Genomic DNA, 26185 nt, shown 5'->3' on the forward strand with positions numbered 1-26185 from the left:
ATTCTGTTGGTCACTCAGTTTTCAATTGAGACTCTAATTTGTTTGCCTCATTACTTGCTCAATAAAGAACGAAGTAGCTTGGCTGTTAGAACTCAATCTGTACGAGTGCCCACACAGATGATTGCTTTATATTGTTAAAGAACGTTTTGAGTCGCTTTGGCGTCTCAAGGGATGCGAATAATACACCCTTTATTTTTTGAGTCAACACTTAGTTTTAAACTTTCTTTTTAGAAGATTTAAAACCGAAGTTTTATTTAACTCTCTGAGTAGTTCGTGCCTCGCTATGCGTTGGCGTTTCCCGTCTCAGTGGGGTCGCATTATAGGGAGATCCGAAAACAGATCAACCCTTTTTTTAGATCTTTTTACTGTTCGAACAAAAATAGAACAGAACCACGTAAAACCACATGAAAACCCGTCTAAGATGATGCTTTTTTATGCTCTTATTTATTATTTAATACAAATATCATTGCTATGTTTGATTTAGGCGTTAAGATAGCAAGTTCACAATGTTAAATTAATGTTTATTTCCTGTTTATTGGTAGATCTAAAATGAAATTACCCGATCAAAAATCTTTTATCTTCTCTGTTATTCTTGCTGTAGTTGGTTTTGTTGTTGTTGAGTTTGCTTTAGGCGGCTTAGCTTTAAACCCTGCATTACTATTTGGTGCTGGTTTATTAATAGGTGCGATTGCTATTGCTGCAATATCATCTGATGTGACTGAAGAAGCTGAAGTTAAAACAAAAACGCTTTATGTTGGTAACCTTCCTTATCGTGCAAACGAAGGTGTGGTTCGTGCATTATTTGAAGAACAAGGCAAAGTATTCAATGTTCGTTTATTAAAGGATAAGAATACTGGCAAACGTCGTGGATTTGGTTTTGTTGAAATGGCGCAAGCTGATGCAGACAATGCAATTGATAACTTGAACGATAGCGAGTTCCAACAACGTACTTTAAAGGTACGTGAAGCAAAACAAAAACAAGAAGATGATTCTAATGCTCTACGTACTGAGACGGATCAGTCAGTGTAACTAGCTTTACCGCTAGCTTATTGCTAAACACATCAGCCGTTGCATAATATTGCAGCGGCTTTTTTATGTCTGTTTGTTTATCCACACATAAGTTAAGTTGGTTAAGTAGGTAGTTGACTCTATTTGCTATCGCTACACCTGAATCAAGTAATTTTACATTCCCTTCAAAGTACTGACTAATCGGCCCTGCTAATATCGGAAAGTGCGTACACCCTAGTACAAGTACATCTATAGTTTTATCTATATGTAGTTCATCAAGTACTTGATACAATTTATTTGTATCGAAAGAGCCTGTAAAAAAGCATTCCTCAGCTAACGTTACTAATTCAACACTGCTATAAAGGTTAACGATTACATTACGTGCATGTTCAGCAATTAATGTTTTTGTGTATGAACTGGCGACCGTTGCCGGTGTGGCTAACAAGCCAATATGATTTGAGCGTGTTAATTCTGCCGCAGGCTTTATTGCTGGCACAACACCTACAATAGGAATATCCGTAATTTGGCGAACAGCGCTGAGTGCAGATGTAGAAGCGGTGTTACACGCTATTACAATTAAATCGACGTTAAGCGTGTTGGCTTTGATGAAATGAATAAGTGAACATAATCGGTTAATTATAGTTTGTTGGGACTGAGCACCATAAGGTAGTAATGCATTATCCATAAAATAGCTGTACTGAGCATTGGGGATACTTTGCTTGATATGTTCAAGTACAGTAGTTCCACCAATACCTGAATCAAAGACCATTATATGCGCTGACAAACTACCGTTCCTACTTTACTTTAAGATCGGCAGTTTGCCATGAGGTTTTTATAAAAGAAAGTAGTTTAACTTTGCGTGGCTTCTAAATCAGTAAGCCTGTCGGCTGCTGAATTTAACTGATTAAGGTTTTCGAACATAGACTTTGTATAATCTACTAACTTATCTATTTGTTCCTGATCTTGATTTAACCATTGGAGAATGCCAGCTAGCTGATTTTGTAATCCAAGCTCACCCGCTTTTTCAAAAGCATTTTTAAGGTCGTCATTAAAAGGGGCTAACCCCTCTGCTACTTGTTTTTCTGGTGCTGGTTTATATTCTTCATAGCTTTTAACTGTTGCTATTGTTTTTGTTTGGCGTAAATCCATAGAAAAAGCCACCAGCTGATCGCTGTCTAAACTCAGCTCTTGCGCTTGTTCAAATGCTTCATCTAAATCACCACCAAAAAAGGTTTTACTTAAATCTTGTAAGTCTTCCATCATCGCATTAATAGCTTCTTGCTCTTGCTCGTTTAAGTCACCATTTACCGACATCGAAAATGATACCTGTCGAGATTGCGATGATGAGCTTGCAAACGACTCACTATTACTGTTTTGCTGATAGCCACTTGCCGATTGAGATTCAAATGCATCAGCAAAGCTAATACTTACCTCATCGCCTTCTGCGGTAGTGAATTTATACTCTGCATTGCTAGTCATACTGACATATTGAGCCTGGCTTATATTTACGCTGGCAGGTTGTGGGTTAAATAACGACTCTTCAAACTTATCCAGTCCATTGTAAATTCCCTCTTTGGACTTATTAATGCCCTCTTCCATGTCATCATTAAATACGCCAGTACCTTTGAATTCATCAACAGCGTCATCAATCCCTATTTGGACTCCTTTGCGCGCATCGCCTAGCATATCTTTGAGCTTTTCGTCATCAGCGCCGTTAGCTTTTGCTTTATTTACAGCACTACTTACAAAATCGAGTACGTTTTTTACTATTTCATCAAAATCAAATAGTGGTTTATCTGCTTTTTTTTCTGCGATAGGTAATCCAAGCTGCTCAGCCATTTTATCGCCAAGCACCTTTGCAGCCAACTCTCGGCCTCGTTGTTGATAGCTATCTTGAGGAGACGTAATTGTAGGTTGCTGTATATCAGCTTTATTATTGAATTTATTGATGTTGTTGTTTGGCGTAAAGCCATAATTACCTATTTTCATGATTCGTCTCCTAAGCGTGCGTAGTTTATTATCGGCTATAACAACAAAAACTAAAGTACAATGTTCAATAAAACAGCATAAATGCTAGCCAAAACTAGACAAATACGCAGCGCTCCCTACAATAGCGCCGATAAACAGATCTTAGATAAGGTAGTAGCGTTAATGGCAGTTATTAAAATAGATACCACACAGTACCAAGCGCAGTTAAGTGAAAAAGAGCAGCGTATTAGTGCACAGTTTCAACGTTTTGGTGTGGAGCAACTAGAAGTATTTAGCTCAGAGCCAACTAACTACCGCCAACGTGCTGAATTTAGAGTATGGCACGACGGTGACGATCTGTTTCACATTATGTTTGATCAACAAACAAAAGAAAAAATCCGTGTTGATACATTTGACCCAGCAGCGCCTCTAGTAAGTGAAATAATGCAGGTGATGATTGAAAATCTTAAGCCTTGTGAAATATTACGCCGTAAGTTATTTCAAATCGATTACCTATCAACGCTAAGCGGTGAAATTTTAGTAAGCTTGCTTTATCACAAACCACTGGATGATGAATGGTTAAGTGAAATTAAAGCACTTAAAGAAAAGCTTAGCAGTAAATACAAAATTGATTTTATTGGCCGTGCACGCAAACAAAAAGAAGTACTTGGTGATGACTTTGTAACTGAACATTTAACAGTTAATGGCCAAGAGCTTATATATCAACAAGTAGAAAATAGCTTTACTCAGCCTAATGCAAAAGTAAATATTAATATGCTGGAGTGGGCACAAGATTTATGTAAACCACTTAAAAATGATTTACTAGAACTGTATTGCGGTAACGGTAACTTTTCAATTGCATTAGCGGGTTCTTTTAATAAAGTATTAGCGACGGAAATATCAAAATCATCTGTTCACTCTGCTCAGTACAACATTGCTAAAAATAATGTAGAGAACTTAGATATTATTCGTATGTCGAGTGAAGAGTTTACCCAAGCAATGAATGGCGAGCGTACTTTCTCTCGTTTAGACGGTATTGACCTTAAAAGCTATGACTGCCAAACCATATTAGTTGATCCACCGCGCGCGGGCATGGATGAATTAACGTGTGACTTAGTGGCTAACTACGAAAGCATAATTTATATATCGTGTAATCCTGAAACCCTTGAGCGTGACCTTGATCACTTAACACGTACGCATAACGTTAAGCGCTTTGCTATATTTGATCAGTTCCCTTATACGCATCACATTGAGTCGGGCGTTTTCTTACAGCGCAAATAAATACGCTCAGTAAACGTTACCCATAAAAAAAGCTCCTTAAGGAGCTTTTTTTGTTTTAGCTAAAGTTACTTGTTAGCTAAGTAATTTATTAATTTGCTAATGTCTTCAGGTTTAGTAATACCCGACTCACGACCTAGGTTTAATTTGTACTTACCATTTACAATAAAGGTAGGTACGCCACGTAGTGCGCCTTTTTCTTTAAAGTAGTCTTGATCGCGTTTCATTTTAGAGCTCAGCGTACGTACCGAGAAGCTTTTAAACAGCTTATCAAACTTATCACCATCAACGCCCTGCGCTACAAATATATCTTTTACATCTGCAAGCTCATTAAATTTAGCGCGCTTTGTATGGATATGATTAAAGATTGCAGAAATAATCTGATCTTTTTGTGGAAGCACTTCAGCTGTCGCCAATGCTTGGCTCATCATCTGTTGGTTTTCTGGGTCACGTACACCTACAAAATCAACATGGCTCTTTTTAAATTTAACGTTTTTATCAAGCTTAGGCTTAAACTCACCAATTAGTGCTTCCATGTTATTACATGCAGGGCAGTAAAATGAGAAGAACTCTTTAACCTCTGGCTTTTTAGTTGCACGCTCAGAAACTACGTCGTAATGCACGCCTTCTTCATACGTTGCTGCAAAGCTTGTTGCTGCCATAGGAAGTAATATTGCAAGCAAACCTGCTTTAACTAATTTAATCATTATTATACTCCGAAATTTATAGTGCTAATAAAAACGCTACTAACTCATCAAGTTCTTTTTGATTTTTGATGGTGTTGAGGTTTATTTTATATTTATCGTTAACAATAAAAGTAGGTACACCTGTAAGTGCGCCTAATTTTGAATATTTATTCTGTTTGTTTTGCATTGCTTGCTCAGCTGAAATAACAGGCATGCTTGCAATCTCTTGATCAAATGTTGCGCTATCAATACCATTTACTTCAAGTAATTTTTTAACGTCTTTCATTTCAGTTAATGGTGCACGTTGAACATGGATACTTTTAAAAATTTGATCGCTAATACTTTGCGCCTGACCATGCTGCTTACCAATTAAGTAAGCAAAGCTTAAATTACTTTGTGCTTGTGGTGACACGCCACCTAAAAAGTTAACGTGGTTTTTAATAAACTCAGCGCCTTCTGGCAAGCCTTTTTCAATTGCTTTTGCTACTGCTTCAAACTTAAAGCAATGTGGACAGTAAAATGAGAAAAACTCAGTTACTTGCGGTGACTTGCTTTTGTCTACATCTATAACAGTGTATTGATTATCAACTTCAAACTGTGCAGCAAGTGCTGCAAATGGTAAACATAAAAGCAATAAACTCAGTTTTAATTTTTTAAGCATTTGTATCTCGTTGTACTTGTCTTTAAATAAAATATTACGGCAATAACTTTAACGGTGCTTCTTGCAATGCTGCAAGTTGCTCTTTCAGTGCTAAAATTTGTTGCTCCCAGTATTTGTCATCAGCAAACCATGTAAAGTTCCGCACAAAAGCAGGATCACTCCATCGTTTAGCTACCCATCCCATATAATGAATAATACGCATTGCTCGCAGCGGTTCAATTAATTTGAGTTGAGAGTGATCAAAATCACAAAACTCTTCATACGCATTTACAAGGGTGTCTAACTGTAACAGTTGCGTCGCTCTATCGCCACTGAGCATCATCCATAAATCTTGGATTGCAGGACCTTGGCGGCTGTCATCTAAATCAACAAACATTAGCGCATCACCTGCCCATAAAATATTACCAACGTGGCAGTCACCATGTAAGCGAATACTTTGCACATCTTTATACTGTTTTTGCGCCTGCTCTATCACTAAATCTAAAATAGTATAAAAAGCAGTATTTATTCCCATGGGCACTAAGTTACTTTTTTGAAGATGAACTTTGGCTGTATGCAAATACTCCTCGCAGGTAACTGTTGGCCTGTAAGTAAAAGGTTTTGTTTTAGCTACTTGGTGCATACGGCCAATCAATCGCCCCATTACATCAAGCTGATCTAAATTATCAACCTCAAATAAACGCCCGCCTACACTTGGAAACAACACAAACAAATACCCTTCGTGTTCAAATAAGCTTTGTCCATTATATAAAATAGGGGCAACAACGGGTACTTCTGCATCCGCTAGTTCAAATGCAAAGTCATGCTCTTCTTGAATTTGCTCTTTACTCCAGCGCTCTGGGCGATAAAACTTCACTACGTAACGCAGGCCATCATCCGCTTTAAATTGGTACACTCTGTTTTCATAGCTATTGAGCGCTAATAAACCAGATTCGGCGTACACACCTACGCTTTCTATTGCATCGAGTATTAGATCAGGTGTTAAGTCAATAAAACTAAATTTACTCATACTCTTCTTATATAAAATAAAAGCGGGTTATATACCCGCTTTTGTTAATTGCTATATCAACTTAGCTAATTAAGGTAAGTTGCGATTATCGCGCTTTAAAAAAGTTACTCGACTGCGATATTGTCTCATCCGGCTCATCTACCGGTGAAAGCACAAAGTTAAACTCAGTCATCGGCGCCTTCAAATCATAAGGGTCCATTACAAGTGACAATGGTACGTTATGAGATTCCCCTGCCTGCACAGTAAATGACTGCTTACCAATATACTTAAAGTTATCTAACCCTTGTACTTTAATATTAAAGGTTTGCTCGTACTGCGCTTTATTAATTACCTTTAATGTATAGGTGTTCTCTACTAAACCATCAAAATCGACACGATATAATTGGTTTCGGTCACGAATAATATCAAAGTCCATTGTTTTACGCAGTGCTATATTAGCGACAAGCGCTCCCGTAAGCACAACAAGTATGACCGTGTAACCAATAATTTTAGCTCGCAGTGGATTCGTTTTATTTTCTGGGGTTTCGAGATTTCGCTCAGTCGTATATGAAATAAGCCCACGCGGATATTCCATTTTATCCATTACGCCATCACACGCATCAATACATGCACCACAGTTGATACACTCAGCTTGTAGCCCATTTCTAATATCAATACCTGTTGGGCACACTTGAACGCACAAGTTACAGTCTATACAGTCGCCTAACTCTAAATCTTTATGGTCTACTTTACGTGAACGAGGACCACGGCTTTCACCTCGGCTTTCGTCGTACGTTACTGTGTATGTGTCTTTATCAAACATAGCTGATTGAAAACGAGAGTAAGGGCAAATGTGTAAACACATAATTTCTCGCATCCAACCGGCATTACCATAGGTACACGCAGCAAAGAAAATAATGCTGACTAGTGCATAACCGCCTATATCAAACGTTACAAAGTCAGGGAGTAACTCCCTTATTGGCGTAAAATAACCAACAAAAGAAATTGCGGTATACAACGAAAACAATACCCAACTAGTATGCTTTGCCGTCTTACGCCAAAACTTATCAAAATTCATGGGTCGTTGATCGAGTTTTTTACGTTGATTAGCCGTGCCTTCAAGCTTTTCTTCGAACCAAATAAAAATAAAAGTCCAAACAGTTTGCGGACATGTGTAGCCACACCACACCCGTCCATAGAAGGTAGTCACTAAAAACAACGCAAATGCTGCCAACATAAAGATAAACGCTAATATAGTAAAATCTTGAGGCCATAGCGTTAAACCAAAAATATTGTATTTTTGACCAATTAGATCAAACAGCACAGCTTGCTGGCCATTAAAATTAATCCAAGGTAGTAACATAAACGCAAGCAGGCCTAAGAAGCCAATGCGCTGTCTAAGTAATTGATGTAGGCCTTTTACAGCACGCACATAAATACGATTTCGGGGATTGAACCTATCATCTTGACGGCTTAAATCCGGTTTTTGGATTTTCACCTCTACAGGGATATTCTTTACTTTAATTTGCTTGTCCATCGAAGTTCCTCAACGCCGCTTGGAAATAAAAATCCAGCAATACTCAAGCACTCTATACTTAAAGCTAGCAAGTTACTTGCTAGGCATATTTACTTTAATAAATTGCCTTCTCGAATACTTTCAGATATTTCAGAAATATCTGACTGCTGTTAACCATTATAACAATGTTGGTTAAAATTACTGGTATAGATTACTAATAATTTATTCATCCCAGTTACTTGCTTTTAAAATGCAGTTTATTACACTGCATGGTAATTCAACCCTACTTAGATCAAGGTTTACGTATCCATGAAAAAATTTATTATTTTGGTAGTTGTGATCCTTGCCTTTTTTACAATCGATCACCCACTTATAAAAGAACCTCGCGAAAGGTTACTAGGTGAAGGCATCGGCTTTTTAAGTGATGCAAGCAAGGTCAATAGAAGCCCAGCTGCAAATATGGCTAAAAATAGGATCAGCAGTCAACTTAAACTATCTGAATCTGAAGGTGAGTATGTAGAAAAAACGTTTACAACAGATGACTCTGTTCAGTTATTTCACCTACGCTATTGTCGTGAGCGTGACTTAAACCTTTATTTTTATGACGACCGTTTAAATACGGTATGTAAAATAGTGACTGAAGCATTAGAACAAAAGCGAGCAAAGTAGTGGATTTTTCAGGATTAAATAAAAAAGCAAGCGACTCATTTCATAAGCAGCGCAATATGCTCAAGCAATTAGCGCAAGGCAAAACATTAGAGTGTGAGAAGTGTAATGGGGTTTTAACACTTGATTTAGCCACCAGCGAGCCTGGTAAAGGCATAGTAAAGTGCAAACAAGGCTGTACGGATATTATATTAGAGCTAGGCACTTAGATTAAACTAAGCGCCTAGTATTAATAATTACTCTTCCCAACTCTCGTCGGTTATCAAGCCGCTATTAATTGCGACCACTTCAATTAGTTCAGCAAACCCTAATGCAAAGTCACCCATAGATTCATACTGATACTGACACAAAGCTTCTATTGTCATGTTATTTTGTTTGGCAATCTGAGCTATTGCTAGCTGGTCGAGTGCAAAAAAGCTTAGTGTGCTTAACGCACTTTCTAGTGCTTGTTTAAAATCAACGTCTAATTGCGGTGCATTTAACAAAGGTTCTGCATAAGCTTTCGTTGCAACTAAGAAGCCTTTACTCCACGACTTACAAAATTCCGCATCAAATGTGTCTGGTAATTTATATCCAGTTTCGAACACCTGCTCACTAATTTTGTGATAAAGCGCCATAAACAAAAAAAGCATTTCTTCATCTAAATCATCAGCTGTGTTTGGCAATATCTGCTCAAGCCACTCATGTACATCTAATGGGTTGGGCGAACAAATTACACCAAATAAATAGCCTTGGCTTTGTACAAGGGTCATTGCTTGAGATTGGGTATTTAAAAATGAGCTGAGCTGCTTTGCGTGCAACTCAGTAAATTGGGGTATTTGCATTAAAACTCTTTATATTAAAACATTAAAAGTTGAGCGGGTAGCGACCTTGGTTATCTGGTCGGCCTAAAAACTTAACCGCATCATGTACATCTTTAGGTAAGTTGGCATCTGGTTTTACATAACCTGCCACTCTAAAGTCGAAATTAGCTTTAAGTGTAGCATCTGCCTCAAGGCCAAGCGTATTATCTGGGTCAATTAATATAGCAACATCACCCGACTTACAGCTTAACTTACCAGCTAGAGGTCCAATATTAAACCATCCATTTAAACCTTGAACATCAATATCAGGGCTCGCTATTTCACCTTTTAGTGAATCACAATAAGGTGCGCCTGAGCTGTATTCATCAAGCTCTAAAATCACACGCCCTTTAGCGGTAACAGGCAGAGGAAGTTGCACACGCTGCATTGCACGCTCTACAGTGGAGCGTACTAGGGCATCAGTCACTATTACTTTTTTATTAAAAAACCCATAACTTACATCTGCGTAACCCGAAATATCACTGCGTTCTCGTGGATTACCAAATTTTATGTTCGCATTTAGTTTGCCTGTAAATAATTTCCAGCCTGCAATATCCCAACGCACATTATTTAACTGTTCACCATCAAAACGAACTTGCATCATTTGACCTTGCCAAACAGTGCCTACAGTTTGGCCTACTTCTAATTGCTTTGGAAAGTACGGTTTTGCTATATCTAGTGCAATATGTGCTGGTAATTTAATAATACAAAACACAATAAAACTAATTAAAAAGACAGCCGATAACGTTATTATTTTTTTCATTAATTAATTCTCTAATACTAAACGGCTTACGCGCACATAGCCTGATTTATCATCGCGACTTAAATCTAAATTTTCAATTTTTAAACCATGCTGATTTACTAGCTCATCTAGCCATTCTATTAACTGATTAAACTCTACTGAGTCAAGCGTCAAACGAAGTGAATCACTACTGGGCTGCATTTTACTAATATTGATTTTATAGCGTCCACGAGTAGAGTTTACCACTTGGCTTAAGTTTGTATTGCTAGCAACACTGGTGTTGCCTGCAGCCTTTAGCTTAACAATACTGTCATCAACCCAAGCTAATAGCTCTTGTTGTTTAATTTGAGATTGCTGTGCTTTTTCTATCGCGTTATTTAATGGCCTAAATATCCCCATTACTAAAACAAAGATAATAAACACGCCACCAGCGACCATTACCAATTGTTGTTCTTGCTCTTTAAGCGAACGCCACTGTTTCATTAACTGCTTTTTCATACTGCACCTCGCAGTTTAATTTCGCCTACGACATAATCACCGTCATTATTTAAAGACCCTTGCTCAACAGTTAAACCTTGCTTTTCAAGTATGATTTTTACTTTACCAAAAGTTTGGAAGTCTTTAGCCCGTGCACGAATGCGCAGCTCATTACGACGTTTGTCATAACGAAGTGTTTCAGGTGTAAATTCGCTGACTTGCGAAAATACATCAACCAAATTAGCCGTTAAGTCTAAAAAGCCGGATTCACTTGAGCCTTGTATTTTATCTAACGCGCCTTTAATTTGGCTTTTAATTAGATTAGGGCGAACTTTAGTTCCCGGAAATGCTTTTTGATATCTGTCGACTACTTGAGCTTTAGCTACTTCTACTTGTGTATTAAGTTGGTGTAACTCAATAGCTTTTATTGTAATTGTAGAAACCAATGCAACACTTGCTATAATTGCGGCACCTTTCCAGTAACCCCACCACAAAGCGCTTTGTTTTTTAAGCTGATACATACCTTGGCGTAAGTTAAAATTAACGCTATCTAACTGTTTTGCAAATAATGCTAAAGGTAAGTCGTAATCGCTTGTTTGGGCTTGTAAGTTAACGCTTTCAGGAAACTGATTAGCAGGACTAAAATGTTTAATGTCGGGGTTACCCATGGCTGTTAAATAGCCATTCAACCAACTAGATTCAACCGCACTAATATGCCATTGCCCTTGCTTAAACAACCATTGGTTGTTGAGCTCAATAGCAGTTACGGCACCATCATCTGCAAGCGGTAACAACAAAGCATCGGGTAATATTCTGTATACTGATAGATTATGCTCAGCAAATAATGCGAGCCATTGTTCAAACCATTCACGGTCTGTCATTGCTACACGAATTGCATGTTGCTCACCAAGCATTGTCGGCTGCGCTACTGCTATAAACAGTTCATCTACGTCACATGCTATATCTTCTTCAAGCATGTATGGCAATGCTTGCTCAAGCTTGCGATTCCATTTTGTTGGCAAAGCGACCGTTTTTAATTGCACTTGGTCACTGGGTAATAACACGACAACTTCTCGGGTAAGTGCTTTTTCGCTTAGCTCACTTAAATGCTCTGCATTTGGTAACTCGCCACTGGCTATTATTTCTTGTTCTTGTGGTGAGTAAATTAACCAGTTAAGTAATTCTTGTTCGGTTTGACCCGTGCGGATCAACAGTATTTCTGTCACTGTACGCCTCCAAATTTTCGCGCCAGTATCGTTACGTCGCCGTCTTTAGCGTGCAGTAATGTGGTCATCGAAAAACGCAGGTCGACAAAGTTTGCCTGCGTTTGTAATTTAAAATATTCGCTTTTAATACTAAATAGACTTTTTATTGAGTCAGTATTAGTACCGCCTTGCTGCTTCACCTGTTCAAAAAATTCATCGATGGTGTCAAAGCCAGTTTGCTGTCTTGCGCCTAACACCGCTTCTGCGCCAGATAAGCTTAAGCTTTCTATCAAGGCACTGAGTATGAGCGCTTGCTCTGGCAATAATGTATTTACGTTAATAGATAAAAGCGTACTGCCTGGTATTACACATACATATGGCAATACTTTTTCCATCACTAATGGGTTAAAGCCCTTAACTAAACGCAGCTCCGATGTTGATGCAAATAAACTATTGGCTGTCATATACGGAAAATCTCGTGATAAGTACTCGTCTTCTTCTGCACCTGAGCGATACGTAATACTGTTCTCATCAAGCCAATCAAACACACTATCTGCCATCGTCTCTTCTGATTCGTCAGCAGGTAAATCTTCAATGTTTTCAAGTAATGCAAAGAGTGCTTTATGTGCAGGGTTTGTTTTACTTGCGCTATTTTCTTCTGGCGCTATGGCTAACGCATTTAAATTTAAACATGCTTGTAAATCTGTAATTTTGCCACTTAACGTGCCGTTATCAACAGGGTATGAAGCATCTCCTTGAGTTGCCCACACTTGATCGAGTGTTGTTTTATCGGCATCATCTTTTTTACTTTGTATTAGCCCTTTAATAGCAAGCTCTTCTGCACCGTAGGCGTACCATTTAGCTTGTTGGTGACCTTGCAAGTTTGTACTTTTTTGCACTTGAACCATTAAATTAGCACTCATTTCTACTGCTAAAATAGCCGCTAATGCCACAATAAACAAAACAATAACAAGTGCTGCGCCGCGCGATGATTGCTGCTTAACCATTATTCACATCCGTAGTTTGTGTAGCAACAACTTTGCCTTGCCCAGGAACTAAAAATACACGACGAATTGGCTCTGCTTCTATTTGTTGCAACGTAACAGCAACCGCTTTAGGGAGGGCTTTAATTTCCCACTGTTCTTGCCATTCGTTTTTATCATCTAAAAACTCAAACTTAAGTTCTTCAATATTTTCTAGCACACGTTGAACTCGCGGCTCCATATTATCAAGCTGATCAACATAAACCCGATAAACACGCTCAAGGTTATCGTCAATCACTCTATAACCAACAGCTTGTAGTTCTGAACGTGGCAATAAGTTAATTGGATTTATCCAGCCATCTCGTACAAACGCGATACCATCGTATTGGCTTTCTAAAACGTAACGACCAGCAAGTAAATATTGTTCTTGAACATCACCCGACTCATTGCGAACTGCGCGTTTGGTCATTTGGCTAAAATCTTGATCCATTAATCTAAATGTTGTTTGCAATCCATTTAGCTCAGCAATCTTTTCATCGGAGGCATCTTTTGCTCTTGTTGTCGTCTCGAGTATTTGATGCGTAGCAATAATAACAAAAGCTAAAATACCCAGTGCAACCATAACTTCAAGTAATGTAAACCCGCGCTGCTTCACTTACTTTTTGCCTTTATTTAAATACGTTGATAACTCATATGCTGAATGCTCATATTTTTCATCCGTAAAAACATTTATGGTTAGTTTTACAAAGCTTTTGTCAGCAGTCGCTGTAACTTCTTGCTGCCAAAACCATTCAACACCGCCCATTACTTCGCTGCCTTTAAGGTTATTTTTACCTTGCCATTGTTCGCCTTTAGTACGCTGTTCAATAATAACGTTTTCGGCGACCCAAGATGCATAGGTTTGCTCTTCAATAGTCGTTAAATGGTGTATATGCTCGCTTGTTGCTTGCATTGCAGCTATACCCGCCATGGCACAAATACTTAATGCCACTAACACCTCTAATAAGGTAAACCCTTTAGTGCGCTTCATTATTCTGGCTCTCGGCGAAAGTTTACTGGTGCAGTAAATTCACCTTCAATGTAATACACAGGCTCGCTTTGCTCTTTTAACTCTAATATAAGTTGAAACGCGCTTACCTCACCTGATGATAAAATAAGTACTTGTGGGATTTTTAACTTTTTTAGCTCAAGCAAGCTGTCTTCATCGCCGCCACTCATAAGCTCGCGCCAGTTAGATTGCTCTAAGAGGTTATCTTGCGCCCACGCTAAATCTTCTAAGTTAAGAGTGAGCTTTAATCTTTCGTCTAATTCTATTGGTTTAAAAAGATCTTCACGGTCAAAAGTAATCCACTTTTCACCATCGAAAACTAAATACTCTAATGTATTTTCTTCTACTAATAAGCCCAATTCAACTTGGTTTAAAATGGCAAATTCCGATGCCATATTAATGGTGGTATGCAGCCTTAGTGCTTGAGTATCTAACTCCTCCTCAGCACCGCCTTCTAAGCTATATACCACCATTTTGGTGGCAAAAGCGATGATCACTAATACCACTAAAATTTCTATTAAACTAAAGCCTCTGCTTTTTGCATGGCGCTGCATAAGGCTTGCTTTCATAGCAAGCCTCTAGCATTAACATGTTCATACAGAACGGTGTACCTAGGCATTATTGTTTTTCTTCGTCCCAGTTACCGATATCGTCATCAGTACCTGCTTCACCGTCTGGGCCCATAGAAAAAATATCAAACTTGCCAATTTCACCTGGGCTAATTAACTGATAAGTATTACCCCAAGGATCTTCTGGTAATTCATTAATAAAGCCACCATCAGGGAAACGTTTTGGAACCGGTTCAATGCTTGTTTGGGTAACTAGCGCTTCAAGACCTTGCTCTGTGCTTGGGTAGCTCTTATTTTTAAGCTTGTATAAGCTCATTGCATCTTCTAATTGCTGGATATCTAGATGTGCTTTATCAATAGCAGCCTCTTCTTGCTGACCCATAATGTTAGGTGCAACAATTGACATAATCATCCCGATGATAACCAGTACCACCATCACTTCTAGTAAAGAAAAACCTGATTGTTTATTCACGTAATTACCTCATTATTCTAAAAACATTAAGTAAAAATGGTTTAGGTAAAACCACTAATATATTTAAAAATTTATTCTAACTTAAAGTCCAACAGCTTTATTCATCGCCATTATTGGCTGCAATATTGCCATTACTATAAATAATACAATAACCGCCATTGAGGCGATCATCGCAGGCTCTAGTAGTTTAAGCGATACATTAACCATGCTCTCAAATTCGCGATCTTGGTTATTTGCAGCACGCTCTAACATTTGCTCTAGTTCACCTGATTTTTCACCACTTGCTATCATATGCAGCATCATTGGTGGAAACAACTTAGTTTGCTGAAGTGCAGCTCTTAAGCTTGCACCCTCACTCACTCTATCGGATGCATCTGCAACCGCTTTTTTAATTTTTTCGTTAATTAATACGCCACCCGAAATACGCATTCCTTCAAGTAATGGTACCGAGCTTGACGATAAAATACTTAAAGTACGCGCAAAACGTGCGGTGTTAATACCACGAGCCACTTTACCTATACCTGGCATATGTAGCACTCGGTCATCCCACCAAAAACGTATTTTAGGCTGCTTAAGTGCATGCTTAATACCAATGGCTATAGCTGTAATAGCTATTAAACTAATAAACCAATAATTTTGCACAAAATGGCTGCCTGCCATAACCCATTCGGTTGTCCAAGGAAGTACTTGTTTCGTTTTTTCAAACGTTTTTAATATTTTTGGTACTACGGTACCCAGTAATACCGACACAATACCAATTGCAAATACCACTAATATAATAGGGTAAACCATAGCCTGAGTTATTTGGCTACGCATATGTTGGCGCTGCTCGGTATAGTCGGCTAAACGATTAAGTACTTGGTCAAGGTGACCCGACTTTTCGCCTGCGGCTACCATTGCACGATATAAATCGTCAAAAACATGAGGAAACTCACTAAGACCATCGGCAAGGGTGTAACCTTCAACTACTTTTGAGCGTACCGACATAAGCATCCGCTTTAAACGCGGCTTTTCGCATTGCTCAGCAACCGCCATAACAGCGCCTTCAACAGGAAGTGCCGATTGAATAAGTGTTGCTAATTGCCTTGTAATTAATGCTAGGTCTGAGGTTGAAATTGTCGGCTTAAAAAAGCCACCGAGTAAAGGGGCTTTTTCGCCTTTGACCTGTTTATCACTTTGCGCCGCAGGAACAACTTCAAGCGGCGTTAGTTTTTGATCACGTAAAGTTTGGCGGATTTGTTTAGCTGTATCGGCTTCTAAAATGCCTTTTTTTTCTTTACCTCGGCCATCTAAGGCACGATATTCAAACGCCGCCATAGTTAACCTTCCTCACGGGTAACACGCAATACTTCTTCAAGCGTTGTTTTGCCTGCCAGTACACGGCTACACCCATCTTGGCGAATACTTGGGCTGCGCTTACGAATGTATTTTTCTACGCTTTGCTCGCCTTTACCGTTGTGAATCATTTCGCGTATGGTTTCATCAACTACAAGTAACTCATGAATACCTGTACGACCACGGTAACCATTAAAGTTACACTCTTCACACCCCACCGCTCGATAGATTGTCGGTTGGCTTTCAAAAGGAACCCCTAACAGCTGGCATTCATGCTCATCAGCCGTGTGACCTTCTTTACAGGTATTACATAACGTACGTACTAAGCGTTGCGATAACACACCGAGTAACGACGATGAAAGTAAAAAGGGTTCAACACCCATATCTTCCATACGTGTAATTGCACCCGATGCGGTATTTGTATGCAAAGTAGACATAACAAGGTGACCGGTAAGTGACGCTTGAACACCAATTTGCGCAGTTTCAAGGTCGCGTATTTCACCCATCATTACTACATCAGGATCTTGACGTAATATTGCACGTAAACCACGTGCAAATGTCATATCAACTTTTGCATTAACTTGTGTTTGCCCAATGCCTGGAATTTCGTACTCTATCGGATCTTCAACGGTAAGAATATTACGATCGCGTGAGTTAATTTGGCTCATACCAGCGTATAAAGTGGTACTTTTACCAGAACCCGTTGGCCCTGTTACCAAAATAATGCCGTGGGGTTTACTAATTAAATCTGAAAACAAAGCGCGATTTTCTGCGGTCATACCTAAATCTTCAAGGTTTAAGCGCGCGTTGTTCTTGTCAAGTAAACGCAGTACTACGCGCTCACCAAAGCTCGATGGCATTGTAGATACACGCACATCAACTGCACGCCCAGCAATACGTAAACTAATACGACCATCTTGTGGAATACGTTTTTCGGCTATATCAAGCTTAGCCATTACTTTAATACGAGATACAAGTAACGATGCAAGTTTACGATTAGGCTTAAGTACTTCTTTAAGCACGCCATCGACCCTAAAGCGAATAACAAGCTCTTGCTCGAAGGTTTCGATATGAATATCAGAAGCCCCTTCTTTAATCGCTTCACTTAGCATGGCATTAATAAGCTTGATGATTGGCGCATCATCGTCACCAGCAAGTAAATCTTCCGTTTGCGGGAGCTCATCAGCAAGCGAGAATAAATCAACCTCGTTGCCAATATCTTCCATCATTTGTTGTGTTTCAGAGCTATCACGTTGGTATGACGCTTCAAGCAATAGCTCAAACTTATCATCAGCCAATTGCTCAAGTGTAAAACCATGCCCTGCGATACGACGTACTTCTAATAGTACTTCCACATCTAGCTCACCACGGTAGTAAACTATACGGTGATCTTTATTTTTGCCAAGTAACACACCTGCACGTTTTGCATACGAAAACGGCAAACGCTTTGCTGGTAACTCAACTAATACATCACTCGTTAATAGCTCATCCTGATTATGCGTTTGAGGATGAACCACATCTTGGTTTATCTCTTGAATCGCATTAGTCATCTTTACGCTCTTGTGCATTTTGTTTACGTAGAGACTCTTCATACGTAGGTGGAAGTACTAATTCGTCATTCCACTCAGGTAAAATAGGCGTATCAGTCATTGGCATTAACTCAATACCGTCTTCTTTTTGTTTAAACTGCTCACCACGAATAAAGTTATATTTATTAAAGCTTAACTTATTCATGCTCACACCATCACGAATAATGGTTGGTCGAATAAACACAATAAGATTACGCTTACGGCGTGTTGTGTTTGTTGATCTAAACAAATGACCTAAAATAGGAATATCGCCTAATAACGGCACCTTAGAAACACTTTCTTGTACGTCTTCGTCAATTAAGCCACCCAGTACAACCATACCGCCATCATCGGCCATAACCGTTGTTTTGATTGCACGTTTATTAACTGAAATATCAACAGCAGTTGCACCACTTACACTTGAAACCTCTTGTTCAATTGTGAGCTGTACTGCAGAGCCATCGTTAATCTGTGGCGTAACTATCAGTTTAATACCGACTTCTTGACGCTCAACCGTTTGGAATGGGTTAGCATTGTTACTACCCGTTTGTGAGCCTGTAATTATAGGTACTTCTTGACCCACTAAAATAGAAGCTTCTTCGTTATCCATTGTAGTAATAGAAGGGGTAGCCAATATATTTGAATTTGTATCAGTGGCAACAGCCTGAATAATTGCGCCCCAATCATTTTTAACAACGCCCAGCGCTAAACCATTAATGCCACTAAGTAAGGAGGCTAATGGACCATAATCACCTTCTGTTGTTTCCGTATATGGCGTTACAGTACCAGATTCTGTTCCTATTATATTTTTAGTAACAGTTACATCTTGTGCTTGCTCTGCAGCAACAGCTAACGAGCCCACGGGAACCGTAGTGCCGTTGTTAAACTGCAGCATACCGCCTTGCTCAGAAATCCATTGCAGCCCTAAGTTAACCCCGTCGCCTTCCATTACTTCAATAATAATGGCTTCAACTAATACTTGGGCACGGCGAATATCAAGGCGTTCAATTACAGATTCAAGTGATCGCATTGTGTCTGGCTGTGCGGTAATAATTAATGAGTTTGAGTCAGGGTGAGACTCTATACTGCTTTCATTATTGCTTCTGCTACGAGTTTTAGTAGTACCGCCTTGTGCATCTTCAACAAGGGACTTACTAACACCCTGCAATACTTTGACCAAATCTTCAGCTTTAGCATAATTTAAGTAAAACACCTTGGTGTTACCTTGGCTTTCTAGCTCACCATCTAAGCGCTTAATGAGCTCAATAGCACGTGTACGTGCTTGGCCTTCACCACTTACAATAACGCTATTAGTTCGGCCATCAGCCACAACTTTTGGAATTAAGAATTCAGGTACACTGCCTTTACCGCTGTCTTTATAAATATTATCTACCACAGAGACAACATCATCTGCCGTCGCATATTTAAGCTTAACGATGTCTACACGCTTGTCACCCGCCTGATCAACAGAGCGAATGATCTCAACTAAGCGATTAACCGATGCTGCATGACCCGTTAGCATCATAACGTTAGCCGCATTAAAGTTGGCAACGTGGCCACCATCTTTTTGATCGCTAAATTGACGAACCAAAGGGCCAAGCTCTTGTACACTTACATTTTTAACACGTACAACACGTGTAATCATCATGTCGCCGCTAGCTTCACTACCTTCGTCAATAAGTGGTACATTTGATTTTTTGGCGTCTGAACTTTTTTCTATCTTAATTATGCCATTGTCCATTTCAACAGCTGAGTAGCCATAAACTTCCAATACATTTAAGAAGAACTGATAATAAAGTGCTTCGTCCATTAACTCATAGCTGCGAACATTTACTTTGCCGCGCACGTTAGGGTCAATAATCACTGTTTTATTAAGGTTTTTACCAACAATATTAATAAACTCGTTGATATCAGTTCCTTTAAAGTTAGCAGCATATTCAACAGCAGAAACAGACAAAGAAATACTTGCCGCCAAAAAAAGTGCTGCGTACTTAGCTAACCCTTTTTTAATTTTTTTGAGGTGTAGCACCTGAACCATTATATTAAAACTCCAAAGCTAAATTATTGCAGACTAAATTGCACATCGATTTGTTCACCATCACGTTCTATAGTGATATTGGCATCTGTACTATTACGCAGCTCGTTGATAGCTGACATAGCCTGTTTTAAATCTGTTAATTGATAGCCATTTATAGAAATAGCCAAATCGTTATTTTTTAATCCCATTTGTTTAAATAGTTCAGGCTCTTTACCTGGACTTAAACGATATCCGATTAGTTCGCCATCATTCATGGCTTGTGAAACACGTATATAGTCAAATAATTTGCCTGGCTCTTCGAGCAGTTCTTCACGTGTTTCTATAATTGCTTCTTTAACGTCTGGATCTGCAGTAGCATCTATTTGTAGTTCACTTGGCTCTACTTTTTGCGGACCCATTTCAGCATCATCACGGGCAGCGAGTACTGGCATAGATACCGTTTTATTAAAATCGAGCCCATCAAGCATCAATGTCTCAAAACGCCCATTAACATTCAAAATAACGCGATCTGGTAATATTTGTGCTACTTCAGCACGCGTGCCTAATACAACTTCTTCAACAAGATAGCTTACTTGCTTACCTTGTGATTCAATAATTGCGATGCCTGCTTTATCATCGTTATTAACCGCTACAATACCGGTTAAATTTATACTTAGGCGTGTTTCTGGCGCGTTGTTTATAACCTGCGATTGCTTTGCAGTATTATTGTTGTTTGTTACAGTTTTTTTACCAAATAAGAATTGCTCAACAATATGCTTCGCAGAGTTATTACTCGCACCAGATGTCTGATTAGCATGATGGCTAGGGGTAAGCAGAGTTATCGGTGGTTTTGGCCATAAAAGCCAAACTAGTTTTGATAATAAAAATGCAAGATAAACAACAACTAAGAGTGTCACTAATGCACTTAACTTAGCATGCGGTAAACGAGTTAAAAATTGTTTTAGTTGTTGGATTTGCTGTTCCATAAATAGTGTTCTTATTTTAATTTACTGCGTTAGCGCGTACCCATAGTACCCTTTCATTTTTCTTTCAACAAGCACACTAATATTAAACTTTGTAAACAGATTAAATTAACTTTACATAACCGTATAAAAAGTAAACGGCTATTGTAATACCTTCATCCTACGATGATTTCATGATAAATTTTAAGCTATAAAACGTGGGGAAATGCCTTATGAGTAAAAAAAGTAACGCTAATACCAACCCAGACCATGCGGATGGGTTAAAAGTTCGATTAGATAAATGGTTGTGGGCTGCGCGATTTTATAAAACTCGTGCTATTGCACGTGAAATGGTACAAGGCGGCAAAGTGCATTATAATGGACAACGTACAAAAGCGAGTAAAATAGTAGAAGTTGGCGCAAACATAAAACTTGCACAAGGAGTAGATGAAAAGCTGATAACCATACTCTCAGTGTTTGAAAAACGCCAAAGCGCCCCCATTGCACAGACCATGTATCAAGAATCTGATGCCAGTATTGCTAAACGCGAAGAGAACAGCATCGCACGCAAAAATAACAGCTTTTTTGCCCCCCATCCGGATAAAAAACCGGATAAAAAGCAAAGACGCGAACTTTTAAAAATGAAATCAAGTTAGGTATAGCCGCTCATGCAACAAGATTTACTTCACCGTTATTTATTCAACGAACTAGATGTTCGTGGCGAACTCGTACAAATCGAGAGTGCTTATAATGAAATGATTGCCGACCATAATTACCCAGACCCTGTTAAAGCATTACTTGGTGAGTTACTCGTTGCAACCTGTTTACTTACTGCCACCTTAAAGTTTGAAGGTGAAATTGCTGTACAGCTTCAAGGTGATGGCCCAGTTAAATATGCTGTTATAAATGGTGATGACAAACAAAATATGCGTGGCATTGCACGCCTGCAAAGCGAAATTACGGGCACAACTGTAAAAGAGCTTATTGGCCAAGGCTATATGGTAATCACTATTACCCCTGAAAAAGGTGAGCGCTACCAGGGTATAGTGCCGCTAGAGCATGATACTCTTAGTGAATGTATCGAAAGTTACTTTGAGCAATCTGAGCAGCTAAAAACACGTCTTTGGTTTGCAACTGACACTACTGAAGGTAGCGCAAAAGCATGTGGTCTATTTTTACAAGTGCTTCCAGTTGATAAACAAAAATCAATTGAAGACTTTGCACACCTAGAAGCATTAAGTAACACGATTAAAAATGAAGAGTTGTTACACTTAGATGCGAACACTGTTCTTACACGTCTTTATCACGAAGATAATCCTCGCGTATTTGAACCTCAAGCTATTAAATTCAAATGTGGTTGTAGTCGTGATAAAACAATTACTGCACTTGTTAATATTGGACAAGAAGAACTACTCAAAGATGTAGCTGAGAAAGGGACTGTTAACATTAACTGTCATTACTGTTTAAAAGAGTATGTTTTTAACGAACAAGACATAAAAAGCATTTTCAACTAAATATTCAGCTTCATCTATATATAGTAATTAAAGCCGCATAATATGCGGTTTTATATTATAAAAAGATGATACCGGTGTCATCTTTTCTGCTAATTTCATGACACCGGTATCATTGAAATTATTCATGTTTTTTCTTAAATATATGTCTTTTTAGAGGCTTTACGGGCTCGAATATCTCAAAACCTTCTGTTACTATAATTTCAGCTTAAGGGCACTGATAACCCCAGAGCTATCCGTTCAAACTCTCACACATTATAGTTAGGTATAAACATGACTACAGGCGCTACACGTTTTGTCGATTTAACCGCAGCTGAACTTGTCGAGCATGCGATCCGCCGTGGCGAAGGTACTTTAGCCGCAAATGGTGCTTTTGTTGCAATTACAGGAAAACGAACTGGCCGTTCACCAAAAGATCGTTTTATTGTTCAAGAAGCGACAACTCAAGATGACATTCAATGGGGCAACGTTAACCGTCCATTTGATGCAGAAAAATTTGACGCATTATGGGCTCGCGTAGAAGCACATGTTCAAAGTAATGACCACTTCACCTCTCACCTAGAAGTCGGCGCTGACCCTGAGCATTATCTACCTGTAGTCGTAACTACAGAAACAGCGTGGCACCATATTTTTGCCAAAAACATGTTTATCGAACCACAAAACTATAACGCCTCAAACTTACCACAATGGCAAGTAATGAACGTTCCTTCGTTTGTATGCGAGCCGGAACGTGATGGCACAAATAGCGATGGCACCGTTATTATTAACTTTGCACAGCGTAAAGTATTACTAGCAGGTATGCGCTACGCCGGTGAAATGAAAAAATCGATGTTTTCTGTACAAAACTTCCTACTACCAGCAAAAGGTGTATTACCAATGCACTGTTCTGCTAACGTTGGTGAAGCAGGCGATACAGCATTATTCTTCGGTTTATCTGGTACGGGCAAAACAACTCTTTCAGCAGATCCTACTCGCTTTTTAATTGGTGATGACGAACACGGTTGGGCACCTGGAAGCGTGTTTAATATTGAAGGCGGTTGCTATGCTAAATGTATCGACCTGTCACAAAAGAATGAACCTGTAATTTGGAATGCAATTCGCTTTGGTACTATTTTAGAGAATGTAGTGCTAGATGAAAAAGGCGTTCCAGATTTTAACGATACTAGCCTTACTCAAAATAGCCGTGCAGCATATCCACTTGAGCATGTTGAAAAACGTAAAGTTGAAAACCGCGCAGGCGAACCAAAAGCTGTTGTATTTTTAACTTGTGATGTAAGCGGTGTATTACCACCGGTATCTGTTCTTAGCGAAGAAGCTGCTGCTTTTCACTTTTTAAGTGGATACACAGCTAAAGTTGGCTCAACTGAGATTGGCTCTACTAGCGATATTGAATCAACGTTTTCAACCTGCTTTGGTGCGCCATTCTTCCCACGTCCTGCAGGTGTTTACGCTGAGCTTCTTATGAAGCGCGTACGCGAGTTTGGCGCTAAAGTATACCTTGTGAATACAGGTTGGACTGGCGGCCCTTACGGCACAGGTAAGCGCTTTGATATTCCGACTACTCGCGCAGTAGTTGATGCAATCGTATCTGGTAAATTAGCCGGTGTTGAAACTCAGCACATTGATGTTTTAAACCTAGATGTACCGGTAGCAGTTCCAGGTGTAGATACTAACTTACTTAATCCTATAAATACGTGGGAAGATAAAGCTAAGTACAATGAATATGCAGCAAAACTTGCCGCTGACTTCACTGAAAACTTTGCTAAGTATGACGTATCAGACGATATAAAAAATGCAGGGCCAAAAGCTTAAATAAGCTTCAAGCTTGTATTTTGACGCCAGCCAAGGGCTGGCGTTTTACTTTCTAAATACCTAATTGAATAAGTGCGACAAAATGCCGCACAACTCATATCAAAAACCATATAATATACCGCGTAATTAATCATTCCTTAATGCCCAATAAACCTGCATTACTCATTACGGCTATTTAATTAATGACACTAAAGCTTTCATGGCGAAAAACATTCAGGCGGTTACATTTATACTTAGGCCTATCAGTAGGTGTTTTACTTACTATTATCACTCTTTCTGGCTCTATATTAGTTTACTATCCGCAAATAGACTTACTGCTAAATCCAGCAAATGACGCTACTACAAACATAAAAACGCCTAATTGGGATCAAGCATATAATACGCTAAGAGCCAATTTCCCTTCAAAGCAAGGGCCATGGCGATTAGAAAACACAGGTATAAACTCAGTAATTCCCGCGCGATACTACAATCCAATAGAAACAAAAGAGCAAGGCTTTGCCCCCTTAATGGTATGGCTATCTAGCAGTAGTGATAAAGTAATACGTAAAAACTATTGGGGAAAATACTTAGTAACTTGGATGTACAACTTACATTTTTCATTACTAACAGGAGCAACGGGCACTCTCGTCGTTGGCTATATAGGCATAGCCTCAATAGTTCTTCTTATCTCTGGGTTCTTTGCTTGGTTTCCAAAGCCTGGGCAGTGGGTAAAGACACTAAAATTTAAATCTCGTAGCTCTAAAATAGGTTTGCTATACGACTGGCATAGACTAATTGGTTTAACCTTCTGCATACCGCTACTAGCTTTAACTGTTACAGGTGTTATGCTCGCTATTCCAAAACAAACAGATCCTATATTAACCGCTCTAGTTAGCGATATAAACTCCCCACCAAAAACACAAATTCAACCGAGCAAACAAACCGATATTTCTTTATCACAAGCGGTATTAATAGCTGAAAAAGCATTACCGAATGCGCGTTTAGCTTGGATTGAAACACCATCAAACTTAAATGCTATTTACAGATTAAGATTTCAAACTGTAAACGATCCTTCGTATCGCTTTCCACATAGCTATATAGAGGTTAATGCACTTACAGGAAAGTTAGAGAGCGTGTTTAATATAGATAAGCAAAGTACGGCTAGTAAAATAAAAAACTGGATACACCCTCTACATGACGGCAGCATTGGCGGTAACATTTTAAAAGTCATTTGGGTGTTAAGTGGCTTCGGATCTGCTGCATTGTTCATTATCGGCGTATATAGGTGGTTAGTTAGAACCAAGAGAATACAAAATAAACTTTAGTTGAAGGAGTACATGAATTGCTTTTCAGTAAGTCTTGTCGATAGTTTTTAATATAAAGTATATGGCCTTCGTTAATCTTAGGGTTAAAAATTAATAACGCTCAGTACATATGAAATTAAAGCAGCCCCTAAACGCCTATCTGGCTATAAAACAATTAATGAAGGGTAGTTAATACTGCAAGTTTAGATAGGCACTCCATGAACACTATTATTTAAAAACCTCATGCCCATTAGATTTAAGTTCTATGCGTGAACCTCTATATCAACCTCTGCATAACTACTTTTATTCTCTTCAGTAACCTACCCAAAGCGTATATAAAGGCTTAAAGATCATGTTCAATACTTATCACAAGACCAGATAATTAACGCTTTTATATTAGGTCAGATGTTAAACCAATTGGTATTATTTACCCATAGTACAAATGCTACCACTCATTGTCGAGCGAAGGTTTTTGATGCTTTTGACGTCGGGAGTCGCTACGATCGCCCGACCTACGCGATGGGTGCTGATGTGAGTGCCTATTAATTGCGCGTATTTCACTTTTCTTCAGACGTAAAAAAGCCCGAC

At 39.0% G+C, this 26185-nt stretch carries 27 protein-coding genes; 8 read left to right on the forward strand and 19 right to left on the reverse strand.

Features of this window, described 5'->3' with window-relative positions:
- Positions 1-549: 549 nt before the first annotated feature.
- Positions 550-1029 (forward strand): RNA-binding protein, encoded by a 480-nt coding sequence (locus GQR53_RS16635; protein WP_165744580.1) that lies wholly within the window; start codon positions 550-552, stop codon positions 1027-1029.
- Here the strand turns inward: GQR53_RS16635 and murI are convergent.
- Together murI and GQR53_RS16645 are read right to left on the reverse strand one after the other, a co-directional pair.
- Positions 992-1792 carry a glutamate racemase gene (gene murI / locus GQR53_RS16640; RefSeq protein ID WP_165744582.1) on the reverse strand — a complete coding sequence of 267 codons (801 nt, stop codon included), beginning with the start codon at positions 1790-1792 and terminating at the stop codon, positions 992-994. The two genes, GQR53_RS16635 and murI, sit on opposite strands and share 38 nt — an antisense overlap.
- Positions 1793-1857: 65 nt before the next feature.
- Complete coding sequence (locus GQR53_RS16645; protein WP_165744584.1) at positions 1858-2997, reverse strand: DUF5610 domain-containing protein; 1140 nt, start codon at positions 2995-2997, stop codon at positions 1858-1860.
- A gap of 162 nt (positions 2998-3159) precedes the next feature.
- On the opposite strand from GQR53_RS16645, the gene trmA reads away from it, so the two are divergent.
- Positions 3160-4257 carry a tRNA (uridine(54)-C5)-methyltransferase TrmA gene (trmA, locus tag GQR53_RS16650; protein WP_165744605.1) on the forward strand — a complete coding sequence of 366 codons (1098 nt, stop codon included), beginning with the start codon at positions 3160-3162 and terminating at the stop codon, positions 4255-4257.
- Positions 4258-4322: 65 nt separating this feature from the next.
- Here the strand turns inward: trmA and GQR53_RS16655 are convergent, their stop codons facing one another.
- The 4 genes from GQR53_RS16655 to ccoG form a co-directional block, all read right to left on the reverse strand.
- Positions 4323-4961, reverse strand: a complete 639-nt coding sequence (locus tag GQR53_RS16655; RefSeq protein ID WP_002962055.1) for a thiol:disulfide interchange protein DsbA/DsbL — start codon at positions 4959-4961, stop codon at positions 4323-4325.
- Positions 4962-4977: 16 nt separating this feature from the next.
- Positions 4978-5601, reverse strand: a complete 624-nt coding sequence (locus GQR53_RS16660) for a thiol:disulfide interchange protein DsbA/DsbL (protein ID WP_165744586.1) — start codon at positions 5599-5601, stop codon at positions 4978-4980.
- Between the two features lie 34 nt (positions 5602-5635).
- Positions 5636-6610 carry a serine/threonine protein kinase gene (locus GQR53_RS16665; protein WP_024596396.1) on the reverse strand — a complete coding sequence of 325 codons (975 nt, stop codon included), beginning with the start codon at positions 6608-6610 and terminating at the stop codon, positions 5636-5638.
- Positions 6611-6695: 85 nt separating this feature from the next.
- Positions 6696-8126, reverse strand: a complete 1431-nt coding sequence (ccoG, locus tag GQR53_RS16670; protein WP_024605960.1) for a cytochrome c oxidase accessory protein CcoG — start codon at positions 8124-8126, stop codon at positions 6696-6698.
- A 288-nt stretch (positions 8127-8414) separates the two neighbouring features.
- On the opposite strand from ccoG, the gene GQR53_RS21205 reads away from it, so the two are divergent.
- Complete coding sequence (locus tag GQR53_RS21205; RefSeq protein WP_002962051.1) at positions 8415-8774, forward strand: hypothetical protein; 360 nt, start codon at positions 8415-8417, stop codon at positions 8772-8774.
- Positions 8774-8980 (forward strand): hypothetical protein, encoded by a 207-nt coding sequence (locus GQR53_RS16680; RefSeq protein ID WP_024605961.1) that lies wholly within the window; start codon positions 8774-8776, stop codon positions 8978-8980. The genes GQR53_RS21205 and GQR53_RS16680 overlap by 1 nt, the downstream gene beginning before the upstream one ends.
- A 27-nt stretch (positions 8981-9007) precedes the next feature.
- On the opposite strand, the gene GQR53_RS16685 is transcribed toward GQR53_RS16680, so the two are convergent.
- The 13 genes from GQR53_RS16685 to gspC form a co-directional block, all read right to left on the reverse strand.
- A complete protein-coding gene (locus GQR53_RS16685; RefSeq protein WP_165744588.1) occupies positions 9008-9595 on the reverse strand; it encodes a UPF0149 family protein in 588 nt (195 codons plus the stop codon).
- Positions 9596-9617: 22 nt separating this feature from the next.
- Entirely contained in the window at positions 9618-10376 is a 759-nt protein-coding gene (locus GQR53_RS16690) for a type II secretion system protein N (protein WP_165744590.1), read from the reverse strand.
- A 3-nt stretch (positions 10377-10379) separates the two neighbouring features.
- A complete protein-coding gene (locus GQR53_RS16695) occupies positions 10380-10853 on the reverse strand; it encodes a type II secretion system protein M (RefSeq protein WP_024596393.1) in 474 nt (157 codons plus the stop codon).
- Complete coding sequence (gene gspL / locus GQR53_RS16700; RefSeq protein WP_165744592.1) at positions 10850-12058, reverse strand: type II secretion system protein GspL; 1209 nt, start codon at positions 12056-12058, stop codon at positions 10850-10852. Before gspL ends, GQR53_RS16695 begins: the two co-directional genes overlap by 4 nt.
- Positions 12055-13044: a type II secretion system minor pseudopilin GspK gene (gene gspK / locus GQR53_RS16705; protein WP_165744594.1), complete on the reverse strand. Its 990-nt coding sequence runs from the start codon at positions 13042-13044 to the stop codon at positions 12055-12057. Before gspK ends, gspL begins: the two co-directional genes overlap by 4 nt.
- Complete coding sequence (gene gspJ, locus GQR53_RS16710; protein WP_165744596.1) at positions 13037-13675, reverse strand: type II secretion system minor pseudopilin GspJ; 639 nt, start codon at positions 13673-13675, stop codon at positions 13037-13039. The genes gspK and gspJ overlap by 8 nt, the downstream gene beginning before the upstream one ends.
- Positions 13676-14050: a type II secretion system minor pseudopilin GspI gene (gspI, locus tag GQR53_RS16715; protein ID WP_002962039.1), complete on the reverse strand. Its 375-nt coding sequence runs from the start codon at positions 14048-14050 to the stop codon at positions 13676-13678.
- A complete protein-coding gene (locus GQR53_RS16720; protein WP_165744598.1) occupies positions 14050-14637 on the reverse strand; it encodes a prepilin-type N-terminal cleavage/methylation domain-containing protein in 588 nt (195 codons plus the stop codon). Before GQR53_RS16720 ends, gspI begins: the two co-directional genes overlap by 1 nt.
- Before the next feature lie 49 nt (positions 14638-14686).
- A complete protein-coding gene (gspG, locus tag GQR53_RS16725; RefSeq protein WP_002962036.1) occupies positions 14687-15109 on the reverse strand; it encodes a type II secretion system major pseudopilin GspG in 423 nt (140 codons plus the stop codon).
- An 81-nt stretch (positions 15110-15190) separates the two neighbouring features.
- The gene (gene gspF / locus GQR53_RS16730) at positions 15191-16426 is read right to left on the reverse strand and encodes a type II secretion system inner membrane protein GspF (protein ID WP_002962033.1); all 1236 of its coding nucleotides are present in this window, start codon (positions 16424-16426) and stop codon (positions 15191-15193) included.
- A gap of 2 nt (positions 16427-16428) precedes the next feature.
- The gene (gene gspE, locus GQR53_RS16735) at positions 16429-17994 is read right to left on the reverse strand and encodes a type II secretion system ATPase GspE (protein WP_165744599.1); all 1566 of its coding nucleotides are present in this window, start codon (positions 17992-17994) and stop codon (positions 16429-16431) included.
- Positions 17987-20050 (reverse strand): type II secretion system secretin GspD, encoded by a 2064-nt coding sequence (gspD, locus tag GQR53_RS16740; RefSeq protein ID WP_002962030.1) that lies wholly within the window; start codon positions 20048-20050, stop codon positions 17987-17989. The genes gspE and gspD overlap by 8 nt, the downstream gene beginning before the upstream one ends.
- A gap of 23 nt (positions 20051-20073) precedes the next feature.
- Positions 20074-21015, reverse strand: coding sequence for a type II secretion system protein GspC (gspC, locus tag GQR53_RS16745; RefSeq protein WP_024605968.1), 942 nt, complete (start codon positions 21013-21015; stop codon positions 20074-20076).
- A gap of 209 nt (positions 21016-21224) precedes the next feature.
- Here gspC and hslR point away from each other — a divergent pair, with 209 nt between their 5' ends.
- The 4 genes from hslR (at position 21225) to GQR53_RS16765 (ending at position 25618) form a co-directional block, all read left to right on the forward strand.
- Entirely contained in the window at positions 21225-21647 is a 423-nt protein-coding gene (gene hslR / locus GQR53_RS16750) for a ribosome-associated heat shock protein Hsp15 (RefSeq protein WP_165744601.1), read from the forward strand.
- 12 nt (positions 21648-21659) lie between these two features.
- Positions 21660-22505 (forward strand): Hsp33 family molecular chaperone HslO, encoded by an 846-nt coding sequence (gene hslO / locus GQR53_RS16755; protein WP_002962025.1) that lies wholly within the window; start codon positions 21660-21662, stop codon positions 22503-22505.
- A 270-nt stretch (positions 22506-22775) separates the two neighbouring features.
- Positions 22776-24314, forward strand: a complete 1539-nt coding sequence (locus GQR53_RS16760; RefSeq protein ID WP_039488561.1) for a phosphoenolpyruvate carboxykinase — start codon at positions 22776-22778, stop codon at positions 24312-24314.
- A gap of 182 nt (positions 24315-24496) precedes the next feature.
- Complete coding sequence (locus GQR53_RS16765; protein ID WP_165744603.1) at positions 24497-25618, forward strand: PepSY-associated TM helix domain-containing protein; 1122 nt, start codon at positions 24497-24499, stop codon at positions 25616-25618.
- The last annotated feature ends 567 nt before the right edge of the window (positions 25619-26185 follow it).

Source organism: Pseudoalteromonas sp. Z9A6 (assembly GCF_011378805.1).
GTDB lineage: Bacteria > Pseudomonadota > Gammaproteobacteria > Enterobacterales > Alteromonadaceae > Pseudoalteromonas > Pseudoalteromonas distincta.

Excerpts from the sequence above, each read along its gene's own strand:
- GQR53_RS16660 (WP_165744586.1), bottom strand. The coding sequence starts at position 5,601 with ATGCTTAAAAAATTAAAACTGAGTTTATTGCTTTTATGTTTACCATTT.
- trmA (WP_165744605.1), top strand. The coding sequence starts at position 3,160 with ATGGCAGTTATTAAAATAGATACCACACAGTACCAAGCGCAGTTAAGT.
- hslO (WP_002962025.1), top strand. The coding sequence starts at position 21,660 with ATGCAACAAGATTTACTTCACCGTTATTTATTCAACGAACTAGATGTT.
- GQR53_RS16690 (WP_165744590.1), bottom strand. The coding sequence starts at position 10,376 with ATGAAAAAAATAATAACGTTATCGGCTGTCTTTTTAATTAGTTTTATT.
- GQR53_RS16760 (WP_039488561.1), top strand. The coding sequence starts at position 22,776 with ATGACTACAGGCGCTACACGTTTTGTCGATTTAACCGCAGCTGAACTT.
- GQR53_RS16685 (WP_165744588.1), bottom strand. The coding sequence starts at position 9,595 with ATGCAAATACCCCAATTTACTGAGTTGCACGCAAAGCAGCTCAGCTCA.
- gspF (WP_002962033.1), bottom strand. The coding sequence starts at position 16,426 with ATGGCGGCGTTTGAATATCGTGCCTTAGATGGCCGAGGTAAAGAAAAA.
- GQR53_RS16645 (WP_165744584.1), bottom strand. The coding sequence starts at position 2,997 with ATGAAAATAGGTAATTATGGCTTTACGCCAAACAACAACATCAATAAA.
- GQR53_RS16665 (WP_024596396.1), bottom strand. The coding sequence starts at position 6,610 with ATGAGTAAATTTAGTTTTATTGACTTAACACCTGATCTAATACTCGAT.
- gspE (WP_165744599.1), bottom strand. The coding sequence starts at position 17,994 with ATGACTAATGCGATTCAAGAGATAAACCAAGATGTGGTTCATCCTCAA.
- GQR53_RS16655 (WP_002962055.1), bottom strand. The coding sequence starts at position 4,961 with ATGATTAAATTAGTTAAAGCAGGTTTGCTTGCAATATTACTTCCTATG.
- GQR53_RS16765 (WP_165744603.1), top strand. The coding sequence starts at position 24,497 with ATGACACTAAAGCTTTCATGGCGAAAAACATTCAGGCGGTTACATTTA.
- gspD (WP_002962030.1), bottom strand. The coding sequence starts at position 20,050 with ATGGTTCAGGTGCTACACCTCAAAAAAATTAAAAAAGGGTTAGCTAAG.
- gspK (WP_165744594.1), bottom strand. The coding sequence starts at position 13,044 with ATGGTTAAGCAGCAATCATCGCGCGGCGCAGCACTTGTTATTGTTTTG.
- gspI (WP_002962039.1), bottom strand. The coding sequence starts at position 14,050 with ATGAAGCGCACTAAAGGGTTTACCTTATTAGAGGTGTTAGTGGCATTA.
- gspC (WP_024605968.1), bottom strand. The coding sequence starts at position 21,015 with ATGGAACAGCAAATCCAACAACTAAAACAATTTTTAACTCGTTTACCG.
- GQR53_RS16635 (WP_165744580.1), top strand. The coding sequence starts at position 550 with ATGAAATTACCCGATCAAAAATCTTTTATCTTCTCTGTTATTCTTGCT.
- GQR53_RS16720 (WP_165744598.1), bottom strand. The coding sequence starts at position 14,637 with ATGAAAGCAAGCCTTATGCAGCGCCATGCAAAAAGCAGAGGCTTTAGT.
- GQR53_RS16695 (WP_024596393.1), bottom strand. The coding sequence starts at position 10,853 with ATGAAAAAGCAGTTAATGAAACAGTGGCGTTCGCTTAAAGAGCAAGAA.
- ccoG (WP_024605960.1), bottom strand. The coding sequence starts at position 8,126 with ATGGACAAGCAAATTAAAGTAAAGAATATCCCTGTAGAGGTGAAAATC.
- GQR53_RS21205 (WP_002962051.1), top strand. The coding sequence starts at position 8,415 with ATGAAAAAATTTATTATTTTGGTAGTTGTGATCCTTGCCTTTTTTACA.
- hslR (WP_165744601.1), top strand. The coding sequence starts at position 21,225 with ATGAGTAAAAAAAGTAACGCTAATACCAACCCAGACCATGCGGATGGG.